Below are 17,111 nucleotides of genomic sequence, written 5' to 3' on the forward strand. Positions count from 1 at the left end.
ATACCCCAGGGGGTGTTCAGGTGGACGTTGTCATGATCCTCATCACAAGCGTATCCGCGGCGCACCGGGCCGGAGGCCCACTTCGCCCCGGTGCTGCTACTTGCCCTGACGCTTCTGGATCGCCGCCCACTCGTCACGCAGTCCGACCGTCCGGTGGAAGAGCATCGGCGTCCGCGGATCGTGGGCGAAATAGCCCAGCCGCTCGAACTGCACCACCTCACCGGGCGCGGTCCGCTCGAGCGCGGCCTCGACCTTGCAGCCGGTCAGCACCTCACGCGAGTCGGCGTTCAGGTCGTCCAGCGGCTCCCCGGTCGCCGCGCCGGGAGCCTCGGCGGAGAACAACCGGTCGTAGAGCACCGCGGTCGCGTCCACCGCGTGTGCCGCCGACACCCAGTGCATCGTCGACTTCACCTTGCGGCCGTCCGGGGCGGTGCCGCCGCGGGTCTGCGGATCGTAGGTGCAGTGCACCTCGACCACGGTGCCGTCGGCGTCCTTCACCACGTCGGTGGCGGTGACGAAGTAGGCGCCGCGGAGCCGGACCTCGCGGCCGGGGGAGAGCCGGAAGTACTTCGGCGGCGGCACCTCGGCGAAGTCCTCCCGCTCGATGTAGAGCTCGCCGGTGAAGGCCACCTCGCGGGTGCCGTCGGTCTCGTCCTCCGGGTTGTTGACGACCGAGAAGTGTTCGACGACGGGAGTGCCGTCGGGAGCAGTCGGCCAGTTGGTGATCACCAGCCGGAGCGGGCGGGTCACCGCCATCCGGCGCTGTGCGGTGCGGTTGAGCTCACGGCGGACGAACGACTCCAGCAGCTCGATGCTCGGCCGGCTGTTGGTCCGGTTCACCCCGACATAGCGGCAGAAGTCGCGGATCGCCGCGGCCGGGTAGCCGCGTCGGCGCAGCCCGCTGAGGGTGGGCATCCGCGGGTCGTCCCAGCCGTCGACCAGGCCGTCGTGCACCAACTTCGCGAGCCGGCGCTTCGAGGTGACGGTGTGGGTCAGTTCCAGCCGGGCGAACTCCAGCTGCCGCGGCTGGTCCCCCGGCAGCGGCAGGTGCTCGAGGAACCAGTTGTACAGCGGGCGGTGGGACTCGAACTCCAGCGTGCACAGCGAGTGGGTGACCCCCTCGATCGCGTCGCTCTGGCCGTGCGCCCAGTCGTACGTCGGGTAGAGGCACCATGCGTCCCCGGTGCGGTGGTGGTGGCCCCGGCGGATCCGGTACATCACCGGGTCGCGCAGCTGCATGTTCTCGTGCTGCATGTCGATCTTGGCCCGCAGCACCCGCGACCCGTCCGGGTACTCCCCGGCGCGCATCGCCCGCAGTTTGCGGAGGTTCTCCTCCGGCGGGGTGTCCCGGAACGGGCTCTCCACGCCCGGGTGGCCGTAGCCGCCGCGCTGGGCGGAGATGGTCTCGCTGTCCTGTTCGTCGACGTACGCCAGGCCCTGCTCGACCAGCAGCTCCGCCCAGGCGTACAGCTGCTCGAAGTAGTCGGAGGCGTAGACGATCTCCTCGGGGGTGTAGCCGAGCCAGCGGATGTCGTCGATGATCGACGCGACGTACTCCTCGTCCTCGGTCTCCGGGTTGGTGTCGTCGAAGCGGAGCTTACAGGTGCCGCCGAAGTCCTCGGCGACGCCGAAATCGACCGTGATCGCCTTGGCGTGGCCGATGTGGAGGTAGCCGTTGGGCTCCGGGGGAAAGCGGGTCTGCACCCGGCCGCCGTACGTCCCCTGCTCGTTGTCGCGACGCACCGCATCGCGGACGAAATCGCTGCTGGGGAAGGCGGTCTCGGGGGAGGTCATGGCCGTCAAAATACCATGGCGCCCTGCCGGCACCCGGTCCCATGGGGGCTTCCCGGGGCCGGCCGGACGGTTCTCTGCCGGAGCGGCCGAGGCGGCGTCAGATCGCGGAGCCGGTCCGCCGACGGGACCGCCGCAGCGGCAGCGCCGCCCTGAGACGGCGCGGGTGGCCGTGCAGCACCGGCGGCTTGACCGGCGGGAGTGGTGTCCCCGGGGTGCGCCAGGTGGCGAGTCCCGCCTCGACCAGGGTGGTACAGATCGTCTCGACGGTGATCTCCCGCCCGGTCCGGCCGTCGGCCAGCTCGGTCGCGTTGGACAGGTAGCTGCCCCGGCCCAGGTGCTTCAGCGGACCGATGCTGCGGATCGTCAGCCGGCCGTCGGCCAGCGCCCGGTTCCAGGAGCTCTTCCGGCTCATCGGCCAGCGTCCCGGGAACAGTCCCGCGGCGCCCTGCACCCAGTCCCGGCTGCCCTTGAAGTGCCACAGGTGGGTCAGTTTGTCCAGTCCGGGGTCGGAGTCCATGAACCCGCCGATCGACAGCAGGTGCACGGGCGCCCCGGTCGCCGCGAGGTACCAGCTGGCGCCCAGGGCGATCTGGGCGCCACCGCTCCAGGACAGCAGCACGATCGGCCGCTTGTCGGCCGGATGGTAGCCGGCATCCAGCAGCTCGTCCCAGATCACGTTGGCGATCCCCAGGGAGTAGAGCGGCCCGTAGCGCCGGTCGAGCGAGACGCCCACCTGCAGCGCGTTCCGGACGTTGATGATGATCCGGGCCAGCGGGGCCATCGGGCCGCCGTACGTGTGACGCTGGACGATCCGCCACCACCAGCCGCTCAGCCGCTCCTCCAGCAGGCCCTGGTTCGTCATCGAGTACGGGTAGATCTGGCTCACCAGGCCGATGCCGTCGAGCTTGGTGCGCACCGCGTCGAGCAGCGGCCGCTCCCCCGCCAGACTCGCCTCGGGCTCGAACGCCCCCACGCCCGAGATGTAGACGATGTAGCTGATCCGCTCGTCCTTCCCGCCCCGCTCCGCGGCGATCAGGTCGTGCACGCGTTCGGACCGCCGTTCCGATTCTGCCCGGCTCTGCGTCGCCCACCAGCGCATCGACTCGTTGGGGGCCAGCAGCGCGAAGAACATCAACACCAGCAGGGCGCCCAGCAGGATGTGCCCGATCATCGTCGCTCCCTCTGCCGGGCCCGGTCCGGCTCGACCAGCCAGGCCGCGCCGTCCAGATCCGCCTCGCTGCCCTCGATCGCGGCCTGCTCCAGCACGTAGCGTGACGAGTCGTACAGCGGCCGACCGGTCGCGCGCCGCCACAGCAGGTCACGCGCCCGGGCCAGCAGCGGGCTGTAGACCGCGGACAGCAGCCAGACCGCGAGGAAGGTGCCCAGCGCGATCGCCCCGCTGCGCAGCGGCGTGGTGGCGAACAGGTCGCGGATGATGCTCCACAGGATCAGCAGCGACCACAGCATCAGCGCCCGGTCGATCGCGGTGCCGAGCACCGGGATGGCCGTCGCGAAGCCCAGCACCAGGGGTGAACAGGCCCACAGCACCGCCCAGACGACCTGTTCGGCGGGGACCCGGCCGCCGATCACCAGGGTGCCCGCGAGCCACACGAGCAGGCCCAGCAGGGCGTACGTCAGCACCAGGGTGACGAAGTTGAGCACCATCACGAACACCATCCCGCCGCGGCGCATCCGGTTCACCGCGAGCACGACCGAGCGGCCGACCAGGATCGAGACACAGGCCCCGATGGCCACCAGGATCGCCGCCGCGTGACCGACCGGCCCGGCCGAGGCCTGGGCCACGTCGAGCCGGAGGGTGAGGGCGTCCAGCCAGCCTGCCGCAGCGTGCGAGAGGATCGCACCGAGCGTCTTCATGGCCGTCTCCCTTCCTTCCGGCGGTCATCCGACACCGTGCGTGAGCGCACCACTGCATCCTAGTGACCGGCTGGTTCCGGTGCCGGGGACTGTCCGGCACCGGATCGGCATCCGGCCGGAGGGTGACCGGGGTGTGCCATTCCGTGGAGTGGTCCGTCGCCCGGTTGAGCGACGCGGCAGACTACCGACATGCGCCCTTTCCTCTTGTTGGCAACCCGCGCCGAGGACGCCATCGCTGATGACGAGTTCGAAGCCTTCCGGCGTCTCGGCGGGCTGGAGACCGACCAACTGGTGCGGATCCGCGTCGACCGCGAGCCGCTCGGGGAGCTCGACCTGGACGCCTGGTCCGGGATCGTGCTGGGCGGCAGTCCGTTCAACTCCTCCGACCCGGCGGAGAGCAAGTCGGCGCTGCAACGGGAGGTCGAGGCCCTGCTCGCCCGGGTGATGGACGCGGTGGTCGACCAGGACTTCCCCTTCCTCGGTGCCTGCTACGGGGTCGGTACGCTCGGCACCCACGAGGGGGCGGCGGTGGACCGTACGTACGGCGAGGCGGTCGGGCCGGTGGCCGTCGAACTCACCCTGGCCGGCCGCAAGGACCCGGTCTGTGCCGGGCTGCCGGCCCGGTTCGATGCCTTCGTGGGTCACAAGGAGGCGGTCCGGGAGCTGCCGCCGGGTGCGGTGCTGCTGGCGACCTCCGATCCGTGCCCGGTGCAGATGTTCCGGATCAAGCAGAACCTCTACGCCACCCAGTTCCATCCCGAGCTGGACGCGGACGGGCTGACCCGGCGGATCGAGGAGTACAAGCACAACGGCTACTTCCACCCGCACGAGTCCGAGGGGCTGAAGGACCTGGCCCGGCGCTCCCCCGTCCCGCACCCCCGCCGGTTGCTGCGCAACTTCTTCCGGATCTACGCCCGGGACTGACGGCCGACCGGCCGGGCCGGAGCCACCTGCCGCGACCGGGTGATCCGGATGCCGCCGGAGGGGCTGCCTCAGCGCTGCCGGCGCCGGCCGGTCTCGTCGAGATAGGACTCGAGCCGCTCGGCGTACACCGACAGGTCCGGGCCGACGAAGGTGCCCGGCGGCACCTCCCGCTGGACCAGTGCCCACGCAGTGCCGCGCACCCGTGCCTCGGCCTCCTCCAGGGACCGGACGGCCTCGACCAGCGCCCGGTGGGTCTCGTTCTCCTCGACCAGCACCCGCCGCCCGTGTCGGAGTGCCTCCTCGGCCACCACATCGCCGACACTCGGCCAGTACGCGCGGCGCCAGCGCTCCCGGCGGGAGGCCGGCCGGAACTCGCGCTCGAAGCGCACCAGGCTGGCGGTGACGCTCTGCAGGGCGTCCTCGCTGCTGCCGACCAGCTGGTGCAGGTAGGCCGGCGAGACCTGCTGGCCGAGGTCGTCCATCGCGTCGAGCAGCCGCCGGCTCTGCGGGCCCGCCGGGCCGCTGGTGATGGCCGCCGGGCCGCCGAAGCTGCCGATCAGGTCGCGGGCCACCGAGCCCAGCCGCGATCCGACGGCGCCGGCGATCTTGCCCGGGTCCATCCCGAGCGAGGCGAGGCCGGGCACGTGGCCGAGGAAGCGGTCGACGGCCTGGGACGCGGCGCTGGCGAACTCGTCGGCCTGGGCCCGGTCCCGGTCGGCGGCCGCCGACCGGCCGGACTCCAGTGCTCCGGCGATCGCCGGGTGTCCCGGCAGCGCCGTCCGGGACAGGCCGGTCAGCAGCCCCTGTGAGACGTCCGCGGCGAGCTGGCGGGTGTCGCCCTCGCGGGCCTGCTCCAGACCCTGGGTCGCCGAGGAACGGGCCGCCCGGGCGATGTCGAGATCGGCCCGGGTCTGCCGGGCCTCCTCCCGATGGGCGGGGGGAAGAGCGGCCACCGTCTCCTGGATCGCCAGCACCGCCTCGTCGGCGGAGGTGATCTCCGGCGCGGCGATCGCCCGGACGTGCGGTGACTCACTCAGTTCCCGGGCCCGCCAGAGCACCTCTGCCGGGGTGGTGGTCGTCTGACCGATCGTCAGGGCCCGGCGGGCCACGGCGGTGACCCGGGCCCGGTGCGCCACGATGCCGAGCCACCCGATGCCCCCGATCACCAGCACGGCGGCCATCACGGCGAAGACGATCAGGGCGATCTCCACGGGGTCCTCCGGTCTCGGGGTCAGGGCGCGATGCCCTGTCCCCCAGGGTAGGCGGTGGCCGCCTCAGTCCTGCGCGTCGATCCCGACCAGGTCGCAGACGAACACCAGGGTCTCGCCGGGACGGATCTCCGGCCCGGCGCCACGGTCGCCGTAGCCGAGGAAGGCCGGGATGACCAGGCGGCGTCGGCCGCCGACGCGCATCCCCTTCACGCCCATGTCCCAGCCACGGATCACCTGTCGCCCGCCGAGGGTGAACGAGAGCGGCTCGCCGCGCTCCCAGGAGGAATCGAACTCCCGGCCGGTGCTGAGTGCCACCCCGACGTAGTGCACCCGGACGGCGTCGCCCTTCGCGGCCGCGGCGCCGTCGCCCACGACGATGTCCTTGATCTCCAGGTTGGCCGGGGGCGGGCCCGGCGGGAGTTCGACGTCGGGTTTGGCGTTCTGCATCTCGGTCATGCCCCGACCCTACCGGCGCCGACCGCTCCGTCCGCCGGGCGTGGAAGACTGGAGGGAGTCCCGGCCCCCACCGAAAGCAGGCGCATGCTGCACCAGATCACCGAGTTCATCCTCGGCGCGACGACCTCGGTGTGGGCGTACGCCCTGCTGGTGGTCCTGATCCTCGGCGACGCGTTGATCCCTGCGGTGCCGAGCGAGTCGGTGGTGATCTCGATGGCCTCACTGTTGGTGAACGGCCATCGCGGCCTGCTCCCGGTGCTGTTCCTGGTCGCGGCCGGCGCTGCCTGGTGCGGTGACAACATCGCCTACTCGATCGGCCGGTCCCGCTGGCTGTCCGGCAGTTCCCTGTGGCGCCGCCCCAGGATCGCCGGCCCGTTCGCCTGGACCCGCCAGGAACTCTTCCGCCGGGGCGCCACCTTCATCGTCGTCGGCCGGTTCATCCCCGGCGTCCGGATCGTCATCAACCTGGTCTGCGGGGTCGTCGGCTACTCGCGCCGCCGCTACATGAAGGTGGTGGTCGCGAGCTCCTCGCTGTGGGCGCTGTACTGCGTGCTCGTCGGCACCCTGGCCGGCGCCTGGTTCCGGGACAACCCGCTGGTCGGGATCCTGGTGGCGATCGGTGCGGGGATGCTGCTCGGGCCGATCATCGACTGGCTGCTGCGGCGGACGGTGCTGCGCGGTTCGCCCGCACAGGGTGCCGGGACGGACGGTGACAGGCCCGCGGAGACCGACGGCGGGCATATCGAGGCCGCGGACACGTCGGATCCGGAGAGCCCGACGGATGCGGAGACCCGGGGCGACGGGGACACCGGGGCCCAGGGGGAGGCCGAGACGTGACGAACAGGCGCCACCCGGCGGGCCGCCCGGGGATCAGAGCATCTTCTCCAGGGTGTTGAGGTTGCGGTTGGTCGTGGTGGCGCGGAACCGCCGCTGCCCCAGGATCTTGCCGAAGGGGCTGCCGAGGGTCGCCCCTTTCGGGCAGGACCAGTAGACGACACTCGTGCCGGCAGCTACCCGCTCCCGGTCACCCCCGGGCTCGTGCGCGGCGGTCTGCGCGAGATCGACCAGGTCGGCCGCGACCCGGTCGGTGGCGCAGAGGATCGCATAGCGGTGGTGGTCCGGAGCGCTTGGGAACGGATAGCCGGTGACGACCGCAGCCAATTCGGCCCGCGGCAACACCTGCACGTGTGCTTCGTAGCTGAAGGTGGAGGTGAGCGCCTCCTCGATCATCGGGTGCAACGTACGCAACTGCTCGGCCGAGGTGAAGGTCACGTTGCCGGTCTGCAGGTAGGTCCGGACATCCTCCAGGCCGACGTCGGCCAGGCATTCCCGCAGCTCGGGCATCGACACCCGGATGCCGCTGACATTGATGCCCCGTAGGAACATCGCGTATTCCATCGTTCGACCTCCTGGCCTGCCCCGATCAGCTCCGGACCCGGACGGCGTCCGGTTCAGCCTCGTCCCGGGCCTCGTCCGGGCCGTTCCCGGCGCCGGCGGCGGTCGCGCGTCGACGGGCCCGTTCCCCGTCCCGGGCCGTGCGCCGGCGTGGGGATCCTACGGTCTCGCCGGCCCGCACCGGTCGGGTGTCTCCGCGGAAGACGATCCAGCGCATCCCGACGTACGTCCACAGACCCTCACAACAGGCGGCGATCAGCCGGGAGAGCTGGAACTGCACCCCGAGCATCTCCAGCCCGGTGCCGACGCCCTGTAGCAGGACGAAGTAGTTGACCAGCACCACGAAGGCGTACCGGACGGTCTGCGGTCCGACCGGTGCCCGGGAGTGGAAGTTCAGCCACCGGTTGAGCAGGTACGCCAAGACCAGCGCCGTGCCGTAGCCCACCGTCGTCGCGATCGGGTACGGCGCCCGGGCGGCCCGGAACACCACCGTGAGGATGGCCATGTCCACGAAGAAGGTGAACAGGTTGAGGATCGCGTACCCGATGAAGTCCGGCGGGATGAGCCGCCCGAGCCGGCCCGGCAGGCGTCGCCACAGCTCTTGGCGGATCGCCAGGAAACGGTCGGCTGCGCTGCGAGGGGCGGTCGCGGAGGGATCGGACGCGGAAGGCTGCACAGATTCAGCGTACGCGCCGGGCCGACGATCCGGGCCTGCCGCCGGCCCGGCGCCCTCAGCGGACCCCAAGACGGGACGGTGGAGGGCGGGCCCGCGGTCAGGACAGCTCGAGGCGGCGTCCCATGTCGGACATGAACACCCCGTCCGGATCGACCCGGCGGCGGGTGGCGATCCAGGCGTCGAGCCGCGGGTACATCCGGTGGAAGTTCTCCGCACTGGTCCGGGAGTCCTTGGCCGTGTAGAGCCGCCCGCCGAACTCCAGCACCCGGGCGTCGAGCTCGTTGAGGAAGGTGTCCAGTCCGCGCCGGATCGGGAAGTCGACACAGACGTTCCAGCCGGGCATCGGGTAGCTGAGCGGGGCCTGGTTGCCGGCGCCGAACAGCTTGAAGACGTTGAGGAACGAGTAGTGCCCCGACCGCTGGATGTCACCGATGATGCTCTTGAACTCCTCGACCGCGGCCGGCGGCACGACGAACTGGTACTGCAGGAAGCCCTCGGTGCCGTACGCCCGGTTCCACTCCCCGAACAGGTCGAGCGGGTGGTAGAACTGCGTGAGGTTCTGCACCTTGCCGGTGTAGGTGCCGCTCTTCAGGTACCAGGCGGTGCCCAGCGCGGTGAAGGTGTACTTGTTCGCCAACCCGTTCGGGAACACGTCCGGCAGGGTGACCAGCGTCGGCGCGTCGAAGGCCAGCGGATCCTTGCGGAGCTTGGCCGGGAGTTCGTCGAGCTTCGCCAGTGACCCGCGGGAGATGGCCGCGCGGCCCAGCTTCGGGGGCGCGCTGATCGCGTCGAACCACGCGCTGGAGTACTCGTAGCGCGATTCCGAACCGTCGGAGTGCACCGCGATCGTCTCGTCCAGGTCGTGGGTGACGACACCGTCGGCGATGAAGTACGCCGTCTCGGTGCGGGTCATCGACAGCCGCGCCCGCAGGATGATGCCGGTCAGGCCGATCCCGCCGATCGTCGCCCAGAAGATCGAGGCGTCCGGGTCGTCGGGAGTGCCCTCCGGGGTGAGCTCCAGCACCCGGCCGTCGGCCACCAGCAGCTGCAGCCACCGGACGTGGTCGCCGAAGGACCCGGCGCTGTGGTGGTTCTTGCCATGGACGTCGTTGCCGATCGCCCCTCCCACGGTCACCTGACGGGTGCCGGGCAGCACCGACACCCACAGGCCGTACGGCAGGGCGGCCTTCATCAGCGCGTCGAGGCTGACCCCGGCGTCGACATCCACCGTGGCGGTGTCCGGGTCGATCGAGTGGATCGTCGCCAGGGCGGTCATGTCGATCACGACGCCGCCCCCGTTCTGGGCGACGTCACCGTACGATCGGCCGAGTCCGCGGGCCAGGACGCCGCGTCCTCCGTCCGCCCGCCGGTCGGCGGCGGCCCGGACGGCCTCGATGACCGTCTCGGCGTCGTACGGGTGCAACACGTCCGCGCGGGAGGGGGCGGTGCGTCCCCAGCCGGACAGGAGTGCGGAGGTGGTCGGGGCGCTGGCGGTGACTGAGGTGCTCATCGGGGTCAGCCTACGACCTCCGGCCCGGTCCCGTGGTGGCGCCCCGGATCGTCCGCCGGGTCAGCTCTGCGCCGGCGGCTCACCTCCCGACGGGGGCTCGTCCAGGCTGCGGAGGAACTTCTCCGCCTCCGCGGCGATCTCCTCGGCGCTGGGCAGGTCGGCCGGCTCCGGGCGGGCCTCGAGACGATGCTCAGCCATGAACCGGTCGTACTGGTGCTCCAGCTCGGTGACCATCTCCCGGGTCTCCTCCGACGAGGCCACCTGCTCGTCGATCTCCGCCCGGACCGCGGACCGGACCAGCTCCAGCGGCGAGGTGGGCAGCGACACGCCGGTCGACTGCTGCAGCGCGTCGATCACGGCGAGCGCGGAATCCGGGTAGTCGCCGGGGGCCAGGTAGTGCGGCACGTGGGCGACCAGACCGATCACGTCGTGGCCGGCGTCGCCGAGCCGCAGTGCGAGCATCGACGGGAAGGAGGCCCGCATCCGGATCGTGCCGACGAGCGGTCGGTTGCCGGGGATCAGCTCGGGGCGCGAGGCCCAGCGGGTCACCTGGACCGGCCGGGTGTGCGGGGTGGACATCGGGATGCCCTGCACGAAGACGGTGGTGCGCACCTCGTGGTCGTCGACGAGCCGTTCGACGGTGGCGGCGAGCTCCTCCCAGCGGAAGTCCGGCTCCGGGCCCTGCAGCAGCAGGAAGGGGGTGTCGTTGCGGTCGGTCGCCTCGAGCAGGACCAGCGCCGGCGGGTCATAGTCGGTGAACCGGTCCCCGGCGAAGGTGATCCCCGGCCGCTCGGCGCGGTGGTCGACCAGCACGTCCGCGTCGAAGCTGCCGACCCGGTGGCTCGCCAGGCCGTCCAGGACCTGATGGTCGACCAGGCGCTGGGTGTGGCCGGCGTCGAGGAAGCCGCCGAGGGTGACCACCAGGGTGTCGGCGCGGACCTGGCGGGGATCGATGTGGGATGCGTACGTGAAGAGTGGCATGGACTCCGACACGGTGGCCCTTCCCTGGGACGAGGCGACTGGACATCAGCAGAACACCCCGGCCGGGCCGGACATTCCCACCGACCCGGTCACGTTTCATCGTCGGTGGACCCACGTCCCCGGAGCACCCACGTCCCCGGGGACCGGGACCGGTCGATGCCGGCCCCCGTCGAGGTCACTTCCAGTCGATGCCGGCCACCTCGTGCCGGCGCTGGTACTCCTCGACCTTGTCGAGATGGTGGTAGGCGTCGACGTAGCGGATCGTGCCGGAGGCGGAGCGCATCACGATCGAGTGGGTGCGGGCGCCGCCGTCGGGCAGGAAGCTCACGCCCTCGACCAGGTCACCGGGGGTGATGCCGGTGGCGACGAACAGCGTGTGGTCGCTGGTCACCAGGTCGCTGGTGTCGAGGACGCGATCGAGGTCGTGGCCGGCGTCGAGCGTACGCTGCCGCTCCTCGTCGGAGGTGGGCCACAGCCGGGCCAGGATCCGGCCGCCCAGGGCCTTCATCGCACAGGCGGTGACGACGCCCTCCGGGCTGCCGCCGACGCCGGCCACCATGTCGAGGCGCGGCATGTCGGGGTGCGCCGCCATCACCGCGGCGGCGACGTCGCCGTCGGTGAACAGTCGGGTCGCCGCCCCTGCGTCGCGGATCTCGGCGATCAAGTCCTGGTGACGTTCCCGGTTGAGCACGCCGACGGTGATCTGTTCGACCCGCTTGCCCTTGGCCTTCGCGACCTTGCGGATGGTGTCGCCGATCGGGGCGTCGAGGTCGATCACGTCCGCAGCGTCCGCCCCCACGGCGAGCTTCTGCATGTAGAAGCACTCCTTGGGGTTGTACATGGACCCTCCCTCGGCGCCCGCGAGCAGAGCGATCGAGTTGCGCATGCCCCAGGCGAGCAGCCGGGTGCCGTCGACCGGATCCACCGCGATGTCCATCGCCGGCCCGTCCCCGTTGCCCACCTTCTCACCGTTCGCGAGCATCGGCGCCTCGTCCTTCTCGCCCTCGCCGATCACGATGGTGCCGTCGATGCGGACGTGCGACAGCACCTCCCGCATGGCACCGACCGCGGCGCCGTCACCGGATTCCTTCTGCCCACGGCCGGCCCAGCGGGCGGCGGCCAGCGCAGCGGCCTCCGTGGCCCGCATCAGGTCGAGACCGAGATTGTGATTGGAGAGCATGAACTTCTGGGGTGCGACGTCCGACACGGGGGTCCTCCTGGGCGGGGCGAGTGTGCTGGTCCGGCACCAGCTTTTCGTGTCCGGGAGCCGTCCGCCACCCGGTTGCGGAGAAGTGCTCCCCTGTGGAACGGCCGGGACCGGTGGCGGGCGGAGGCCTTGCGTCCGGAGTCTCAAGGCTGGAGACTAAAATTATGGCAATGAAGGATGTGGACTTCAGTCGGGTGTTCGTGGTGACGGCCGATCAACGCCGTAGTCGCCGCGGCCCGGACCGGGTCCCCGAGGCGCTCACCGCGGTCGGGACGGTGCCCGCCGGGGATGTCGTGCTGCCCTTCGAACGGACCGCGGGCGACGAGATCCAGGGGCTGCTGGGCACCGCTGCGGGGGTGGTCGCCGTGGTCCGGCGCCTGGTCCGGCTGCGGGACTGGCGGGTCGGGGTCGGGGTGGGCGGCGTCGAGTTGCCGCTGGCCGACTCCACCCGCGCCGCGCGAGGAACGGCCTATCTCGCGGCCCGGACGGCCGTGGAGGAGGCCCGCGGCCGGTCGGTGGGGATCGCCCTGCGGGACGGCCGCGGCCGGGCCGATGCCACCCCCGCACCGTATGGAGCGGTGTGGCGGGCCGAGTCGGCCCTGGTGCTGTGGGGTGCCCTGCTGGCCCGCCGGTCCGCCGAGGGGTGGGAGGTCGCCGACCTGCTCGACGCGGGCCTCTCCAACAATGCGGCGGCCGACGCCCTGGGGATCAGTGCGTCGGCCGCCAGCCAGCGGGCGATCCGCGCGGCGTACGCCGAGGACCGGCGGGGTGTGGGACTGGCGATCGCACTGCTGGAGGATGCCGCGGCCCGTCCGACGGGTGTCGGTGCCCCGTCTGAAGATGCCAACGTCGTACCGGAGGATGTCGGTGCCGTACGGGAGACTGGCATCACCCCATCGGAGGATGACGTCGAGGAGGTCACCCGGTGATCCCGATCGTCCACACACTGGTCGAGGCGGCCGTCATGCTGGCCGGTGCGCTGCTCGCCGTCGGCCTCGGCGGCCCGATCCTCGAAGGGCGCCGCTGCCTCTGGCTCCGGAGCGCTCTTATCATCCGGCAGGGTCACTCCGGCCGACGCCCCCGGGCCGACCGGTCCGCCGCTCCGGGACCGTCGGTTGCTAGGGTCGGTGTATGCGCTTGGGCATAGATTTCGGCACCACTCGCACCACTGTCGCGAGTGTCGATCGTGGCAACTATCCGGTGGTGAGCTTCCTCGATTCCACCGGGGACTCACATGAGTTCTTCCCGTCCGTCGTCGCCCTCGTCGGCGACCAGTTCCGCTACGGTTTCGAGGCGCTGGCCGCCTCGGAGCAGGGCGCACCGCTCCTCCGTTCGTTCAAGCGCGCTCTTGGGGCGGGTGACGTCAACGCCGATTCGACCGTCCTGATCGGGGATCGTGAGGTCCCGCTGCTCGACCTGCTGACCGGCTTCCTGGTCGCCGTCCGCGATGCCCTGGCGACGAGGTCGAGCATCAGCGACGCGTACGATCCGTCGACCGCGGAGGCCACCGTGGTCGCCGTCCCGGCCCACGCGCACGGCGCCCAGCGCTTCCTCACCCTGGAGGCGTTCCGGCGCGCCGGGTTCCGGGTGACCGCGATGATCAACGAGCCGTCCGCCGCCGGCTTCGAATACACCCATCGGCAGGGACGCACCCTCAACTCCAAGCGGACCCGGGTGATCGTCTACGACCTCGGCGGTGGCACCTTCGACGCCTCGCTGGTCAACGTGGACGGGGTCGACCACGAGATCATCGGTTCCCTGGGCCTGAACATGCTCGGTGGGGACGACTTCGACGCCGTGCTGGCCGACTGCGCCCTGGCCGAGGCGGGTCTGCGGCTGGACGATCTCGACCTGCCCAGCTACGTCCGTCTCCTCGACGACTGCCGCGACGCGAAGGAGCACCTGTCCCCTCAGTCGCGCCGCATTCCGGTGGAGGTGGACGCCCGGCCGGTCACCGTGCAGGTCGACGACTACTACACCCGCGCCGCCCCGCTGGTGGAGGCCTCGGTCACCGCGATGGCCCCGCTGGTCGAGGACCTCGAGAGTGATGCCCCGCTGGCCGCCGACATCGCCGGCATCTACCTGGTCGGTGGGGCCTCCGGCCTGCCGCTGGTGCCGCGGCTGCTGAAGGACAAGTTCGGCCGGCGGGTGCACCGCTCCCCCTACCCGGCGGCGTCCACCGCGATCGGTCTGGCCATCGCCGCCGACGACGAGGCCGGCTACTCCCTCGCCGACCGGCTGTCCCGTTGGTTCGGTGTGTTCCGTGAGGGCGACGCCGGGTCGACCGTCAGCTTCGACCCGATCCTCGGTCGCGACCAGCCCCTCCCCGATCACGGCGACCTGGTGATCACCCGGCAGTACCGCGCCGCCCACAACGTCGGCTGGTACCGCTTCGTGGAGTACACCGAGGTCGACCCGTCCGGCGAACCGCGCGGTGACATCGCCCCGTTCGCGCAGATCGTCTTCCCGTTCGACTCCGCCCTGCAGGCCGAGGGCGTCGACGTGGAATCCGTCCCGGTGACCCGCGAGCAGGGCCCGCTGGTCGAGGAGCGCTACGCCATCGACGAGAACGGCATCGTCCGGGTCCGGATCACCGACCTGACCACCGGCTACACCCGCACCCACGCCCTGAGCCGGCCCACGGCCGAGGCCGCCTGACGGTTCGGGGTCGTGACGACGGCCGGTGCCGGGTCAGGCGCCGGCCGTCGCGGACGCCGAGGCCGAGGCCTCCGGACTCGCCGATCCACCGCCCAGCGGGGTGGGCTCCACCGTCAGCCGGTTGCCGGTCACCTCGACCGGGTACTGGGTGAGCGAGCGGACCGCCGGGCCGTGGGTCGGGTGTCCGTCGGTGATCGAGTAACGGCTGCCGTGGCAGTCGCACTGGATCTCGCTGTCCTTGACCCTGGCCACCTGACAGCCGGCGTGGGCGCAGATGTTGGTGAAGGCATGGAACTGCCCAGCGGTGGGCTGGGTGATCACGTACTTGCCCTTGGTGAGGACGATGCCGCCGCCCACCGGGATCTCACTGGTGGGGATGCTGCCCTGGCCGGTCTGCTGGCCGGGGTTGGTACAGCTACTGAGGAACGACGAACCGGCGACCGCTGCGGCGGCCAGGCCGGTGACGCTGAGGACGCTACGACGGGTGAAGGTGGACAAGGCCATGGCGAGCTCCTGGAACGGTCAGAAACTCCGGGGCTTCGATCCCCGGTCTCGGGCGACAACCCCTGATCCATGCTAGGACAGGCGAGAATGAGCGGGTGAGAACTCACAGCATCATCTGGGACATGGGTGGAACCCTGATCGACACCTACCCGTCGGTGGACCGTACGCTGGCCGCCGTCGTCGCCGCCCGCGGGCACGCCATGGACGAGGCCGTGGTCGCCCGGATGACCCGCCGCGCCATCGCGTCGGCGATCGACGAGCTGTCCGCCAGGTTCGCCGTCCCCCACGAGGAGTTCGACGTGGCGTACGCGGACCTGAAGCGGTCCTGGGCCGTTACTCCCCCACCGGTGATGGCCGGGGCACGGGAGGTGATCGCGCACGTACGCCGGATCGGCGGGCTCAACATCGTCGTCACCAATCGCGACCGGATCAGCGCCACCGCTCTGCTCACGGCGACCGGGCTGGAGATGGACGATCTGATCTGCCCCGGCGACGGATTCCCCCGCAAACCCGACCCGGCGATGTACCGGGCGGTGCTCGAGCGCCATCACCTCGACCCGGCGGATTGCCTGGCGGTCGGCGACCGGGCGATCGACGCGGTCGCCTCGGAACAGGTCGGGATCCGCTGCGTCATCCTGGAGACCCCGGGGATCCCGGTGATCGGCGACGGGGAACGGATCACCGACCTGCGCCGGCTGATCGACCGGATCGCCGGCTGATCAGGCCAGGGTGGCGAGGGCGGCGTCGTAGTCCGGCTCGGTGGTGATCTCGGGAACGAGCTGGGAATGCAGCACGGTGCCGTCGGCGTCGAGGACGACGACCGAGCGGGCCAGCAGCCCCCGCATCCCGCTGTCGGCGAGCGTGACGCCGTAGGCGGTGCCGAAGTCGGTGCGGAAGGACGAGCCGGTCACCACGTTGTCGAGTCCCTCGGCGCCGCAGAACCGGGATGCGGCGAACGGCAGGTCGGCCGATGCACAGATCACCACGGTGTTGTCGAGGCCGGAGGCCAGCGCGTTGAACTTTCGTACCGAGGTGGCGCAGACCCGGGTGTCGATGCTCGGGAAGATGTTGAGGATCACCCGCTTGCCGGCGTAGTCCTCGGACGACAGGTCGGACAGGTCGGCCCCGGTGAGGGTGGCGACCGGCGCCTTGGTCCCGACGACGGGGAGCTCCCCCACGGTGTGGACAGGGGTTCCCTTGAGTGCAGTGGTTGCCATGTGCTCTGGCCTATCACGGGTGGGGCGGGGCACGCCAGAGTCCCGTGCCGCCTCACCGGCCCGAGGATCGGCACCGAGGGTCAGGTCGTCGGGGGCGTCGTCCCGGCGGGCCCGGGGTCGAGATCCGCCAGTGCCATCCCCCACTCGTGGGCGCGCTGCAGTTCGCCGTCGGCCAGACCGGTGGTGCGCGGATCCACCTGGAAGGACTGCCCGGTCTTGGCCCCGTGGAAACCGTTCGATTTCAACGCTCGGGCGGCGTCCCGCGCCGCGCTGGGGAGGAACGCGCCGGTCGTCCGGGTGTCGAAGGTCCGCACCAGCAGCGCCCGGCGCGGCGTGACCAGGTCGATCCATTCGTGGATCCCGATCGTCGGGGCGGTCGGCGCTCCCTCGGCGACGGCTTTCGCCCGGGTCTCGGCGGTGGTCATGGCCATGTTGTGGGTCGGGGAACCGACGAGCAGCAGGGTGACGTCGTCGGGGATCTCCCGCGGGGCTCTCTCGACCGGGTACAGCTCGACCTGGTGGCCCCGCCTGGCGAGCCCGGCTCCGATGGCCTCGGCGACGTGCCTGGTGTTGCCGAAACTCGACTCGCACACGATCAGTACGCCCACCACTGCCCTCCTCGGCCGGTCCACAGGATGATTGTCCAGTATCGCCGAAACCGCCCGGTCGTGACAGCCGCGACGCGCACCGGCCGCCGGAGGCC

18 protein-coding genes are annotated in these 17,111 nt (G+C 71.2%); 5 read left to right on the forward strand and 13 right to left on the reverse strand.

What is annotated here, in order from left to right; all coding sequences use genetic code 11:
• Positions 1 to 96 precede the first annotated feature (96 nt).
• From R0145_RS08190 to R0145_RS08200, 3 genes are all read right to left on the reverse strand, one after another.
• Positions 97 to 1,794, reverse strand: a complete 1,698-nt coding sequence (locus R0145_RS08190; protein WP_317839874.1) for a glutamine--tRNA ligase/YqeY domain fusion protein — start codon at positions 1,792 to 1,794, stop codon at positions 97 to 99.
• Positions 1,795 to 1,891: 97 nt separating this feature from the next.
• Positions 1,892 to 2,965 (reverse strand): hypothetical protein, encoded by a 1,074-nt coding sequence (locus R0145_RS08195; protein WP_317839875.1) that lies wholly within the window; start codon positions 2,963 to 2,965, stop codon positions 1,892 to 1,894.
• Positions 2,962 to 3,669: a hypothetical protein gene (locus R0145_RS08200; RefSeq protein WP_317839876.1), complete on the reverse strand. Its 708-nt coding sequence runs from the start codon at positions 3,667 to 3,669 to the stop codon at positions 2,962 to 2,964. The genes R0145_RS08195 and R0145_RS08200 overlap by 4 nt, the downstream gene beginning before the upstream one ends.
• Positions 3,670 to 3,858: 189 nt before the next feature.
• On the opposite strand from R0145_RS08200, the gene R0145_RS08205 reads away from it, so the two are divergent.
• Positions 3,859 to 4,593, forward strand: coding sequence for a glutamine amidotransferase (locus R0145_RS08205; RefSeq protein WP_317839877.1), 735 nt, complete (start codon positions 3,859 to 3,861; stop codon positions 4,591 to 4,593).
• A 68-nt stretch (positions 4,594 to 4,661) separates the two neighbouring features.
• Here R0145_RS08205 and R0145_RS08210 read toward each other — a convergent pair whose 3' ends face one another.
• Both R0145_RS08210 and R0145_RS08215 read right to left on the reverse strand, forming a co-directional pair.
• Positions 4,662 to 5,804, reverse strand: coding sequence for a hypothetical protein (locus R0145_RS08210; RefSeq protein WP_317839878.1), 1,143 nt, complete (start codon positions 5,802 to 5,804; stop codon positions 4,662 to 4,664).
• 63 nt (positions 5,805 to 5,867) lie between these two features.
• The gene (locus R0145_RS08215; RefSeq protein ID WP_317840189.1) at positions 5,868 to 6,251 is read right to left on the reverse strand and encodes an FKBP-type peptidyl-prolyl cis-trans isomerase; all 384 of its coding nucleotides are present in this window, start codon (positions 6,249 to 6,251) and stop codon (positions 5,868 to 5,870) included.
• Between the two features lie 93 nt (positions 6,252 to 6,344).
• On the opposite strand from R0145_RS08215, the gene R0145_RS08220 reads away from it, so the two are divergent.
• Positions 6,345 to 7,097, forward strand: a complete 753-nt coding sequence (locus tag R0145_RS08220; protein ID WP_317839880.1) for a DedA family protein — start codon at positions 6,345 to 6,347, stop codon at positions 7,095 to 7,097.
• A gap of 33 nt (positions 7,098 to 7,130) precedes the next feature.
• Here R0145_RS08220 and R0145_RS08225 read toward each other — a convergent pair whose 3' ends face one another.
• The 5 genes from R0145_RS08225 to glpX form a co-directional block, all read right to left on the reverse strand.
• A complete protein-coding gene (locus R0145_RS08225) occupies positions 7,131 to 7,658 on the reverse strand; it encodes a DUF1697 domain-containing protein (RefSeq protein ID WP_317839881.1) in 528 nt (175 codons plus the stop codon).
• Between the two features lie 25 nt (positions 7,659 to 7,683).
• Entirely contained in the window at positions 7,684 to 8,331 is a 648-nt protein-coding gene (locus R0145_RS08230; RefSeq protein WP_317839882.1) for a GtrA family protein, read from the reverse strand.
• 97 nt (positions 8,332 to 8,428) lie between these two features.
• Positions 8,429 to 9,841 (reverse strand): FAD-binding oxidoreductase, encoded by a 1,413-nt coding sequence (locus tag R0145_RS08235; protein WP_317839883.1) that lies wholly within the window; start codon positions 9,839 to 9,841, stop codon positions 8,429 to 8,431.
• Positions 9,842 to 9,901: 60 nt separating this feature from the next.
• The gene (locus tag R0145_RS08240; protein ID WP_317839884.1) at positions 9,902 to 10,822 is read right to left on the reverse strand and encodes a PAC2 family protein; all 921 of its coding nucleotides are present in this window, start codon (positions 10,820 to 10,822) and stop codon (positions 9,902 to 9,904) included.
• Between the two features lie 175 nt (positions 10,823 to 10,997).
• A complete protein-coding gene (gene glpX, locus R0145_RS08245) occupies positions 10,998 to 12,002 on the reverse strand; it encodes a class II fructose-bisphosphatase (RefSeq protein WP_411742102.1) in 1,005 nt (334 codons plus the stop codon).
• 191 nt (positions 12,003 to 12,193) lie between these two features.
• On the opposite strand from glpX, the gene R0145_RS08250 reads away from it, so the two are divergent.
• Positions 12,194 to 12,958, forward strand: coding sequence for a transposase (locus tag R0145_RS08250; RefSeq protein ID WP_317839886.1), 765 nt, complete (start codon positions 12,194 to 12,196; stop codon positions 12,956 to 12,958).
• 202 nt (positions 12,959 to 13,160) lie between these two features.
• Entirely contained in the window at positions 13,161 to 14,687 is a 1,527-nt protein-coding gene (locus tag R0145_RS08255; protein WP_317839887.1) for an Hsp70 family protein, read from the forward strand.
• 33 nt (positions 14,688 to 14,720) lie between these two features.
• Here R0145_RS08255 and R0145_RS08260 read toward each other — a convergent pair whose 3' ends face one another.
• Positions 14,721 to 15,191 (reverse strand): Rieske (2Fe-2S) protein, encoded by a 471-nt coding sequence (locus tag R0145_RS08260; protein WP_317839888.1) that lies wholly within the window; start codon positions 15,189 to 15,191, stop codon positions 14,721 to 14,723.
• Between the two features lie 95 nt (positions 15,192 to 15,286).
• On the opposite strand from R0145_RS08260, the gene R0145_RS08265 reads away from it, so the two are divergent.
• The gene (locus tag R0145_RS08265; protein ID WP_317839889.1) at positions 15,287 to 15,910 is read left to right on the forward strand and encodes an HAD-IA family hydrolase; all 624 of its coding nucleotides are present in this window, start codon (positions 15,287 to 15,289) and stop codon (positions 15,908 to 15,910) included.
• Here R0145_RS08265 and tpx read toward each other — a convergent pair whose 3' ends face one another.
• Together tpx and R0145_RS08275 are read right to left on the reverse strand one after the other, a co-directional pair.
• A complete protein-coding gene (tpx, locus tag R0145_RS08270) occupies positions 15,911 to 16,408 on the reverse strand; it encodes a thiol peroxidase (RefSeq protein ID WP_317839890.1) in 498 nt (165 codons plus the stop codon). It abuts the gene before it with no gap.
• Positions 16,409 to 16,488: 80 nt separating this feature from the next.
• Positions 16,489 to 17,016: a flavodoxin/nitric oxide synthase gene (locus R0145_RS08275; protein ID WP_317839891.1), complete on the reverse strand. Its 528-nt coding sequence runs from the start codon at positions 17,014 to 17,016 to the stop codon at positions 16,489 to 16,491.
• Positions 17,017 to 17,111 lie beyond the last annotated feature (95 nt).

The organism is Raineyella sp. W15-4 (genome assembly GCF_033170155.1).
Taxonomy (GTDB): domain Bacteria; phylum Actinomycetota; class Actinomycetes; order Propionibacteriales; family Propionibacteriaceae; genus Raineyella.

Bases quoted from the DNA above. Each gene is read 5' to 3' on its own strand.
- R0145_RS08260 (WP_317839888.1), bottom strand. From the start codon at position 15,191: ATGGCCTTGTCCACCTTCACCCGTCGTAGCGTCCTCAGCGTCACCGGC.
- R0145_RS08240 (WP_317839884.1), bottom strand. From the start codon at position 10,822: ATGCCACTCTTCACGTACGCATCCCACATCGATCCCCGCCAGGTCCGC.
- glpX (WP_411742102.1), bottom strand. From the start codon at position 12,002: ATGCTCTCCAATCACAATCTCGGTCTCGACCTGATGCGGGCCACGGAG.
- R0145_RS08225 (WP_317839881.1), bottom strand. From the start codon at position 7,658: ATGGAATACGCGATGTTCCTACGGGGCATCAATGTCAGCGGCATCCGG.
- R0145_RS08250 (WP_317839886.1), top strand. From the start codon at position 12,194: ATGGCAATGAAGGATGTGGACTTCAGTCGGGTGTTCGTGGTGACGGCC.
- R0145_RS08205 (WP_317839877.1), top strand. From the start codon at position 3,859: ATGCGCCCTTTCCTCTTGTTGGCAACCCGCGCCGAGGACGCCATCGCT.
- R0145_RS08215 (WP_317840189.1), bottom strand. From the start codon at position 6,251: ATGCAGAACGCCAAACCCGACGTCGAACTCCCGCCGGGCCCGCCCCCG.
- R0145_RS08235 (WP_317839883.1), bottom strand. From the start codon at position 9,841: ATGAGCACCTCAGTCACCGCCAGCGCCCCGACCACCTCCGCACTCCTG.
- R0145_RS08190 (WP_317839874.1), bottom strand. From the start codon at position 1,794: ATGACCTCCCCCGAGACCGCCTTCCCCAGCAGCGATTTCGTCCGCGAT.
- R0145_RS08255 (WP_317839887.1), top strand. From the start codon at position 13,161: ATGCGCTTGGGCATAGATTTCGGCACCACTCGCACCACTGTCGCGAGT.
- R0145_RS08220 (WP_317839880.1), top strand. From the start codon at position 6,345: ATGCTGCACCAGATCACCGAGTTCATCCTCGGCGCGACGACCTCGGTG.
- R0145_RS08195 (WP_317839875.1), bottom strand. From the start codon at position 2,965: ATGATCGGGCACATCCTGCTGGGCGCCCTGCTGGTGTTGATGTTCTTC.
- tpx (WP_317839890.1), bottom strand. From the start codon at position 16,408: ATGGCAACCACTGCACTCAAGGGAACCCCTGTCCACACCGTGGGGGAG.
- R0145_RS08200 (WP_317839876.1), bottom strand. From the start codon at position 3,669: ATGAAGACGCTCGGTGCGATCCTCTCGCACGCTGCGGCAGGCTGGCTG.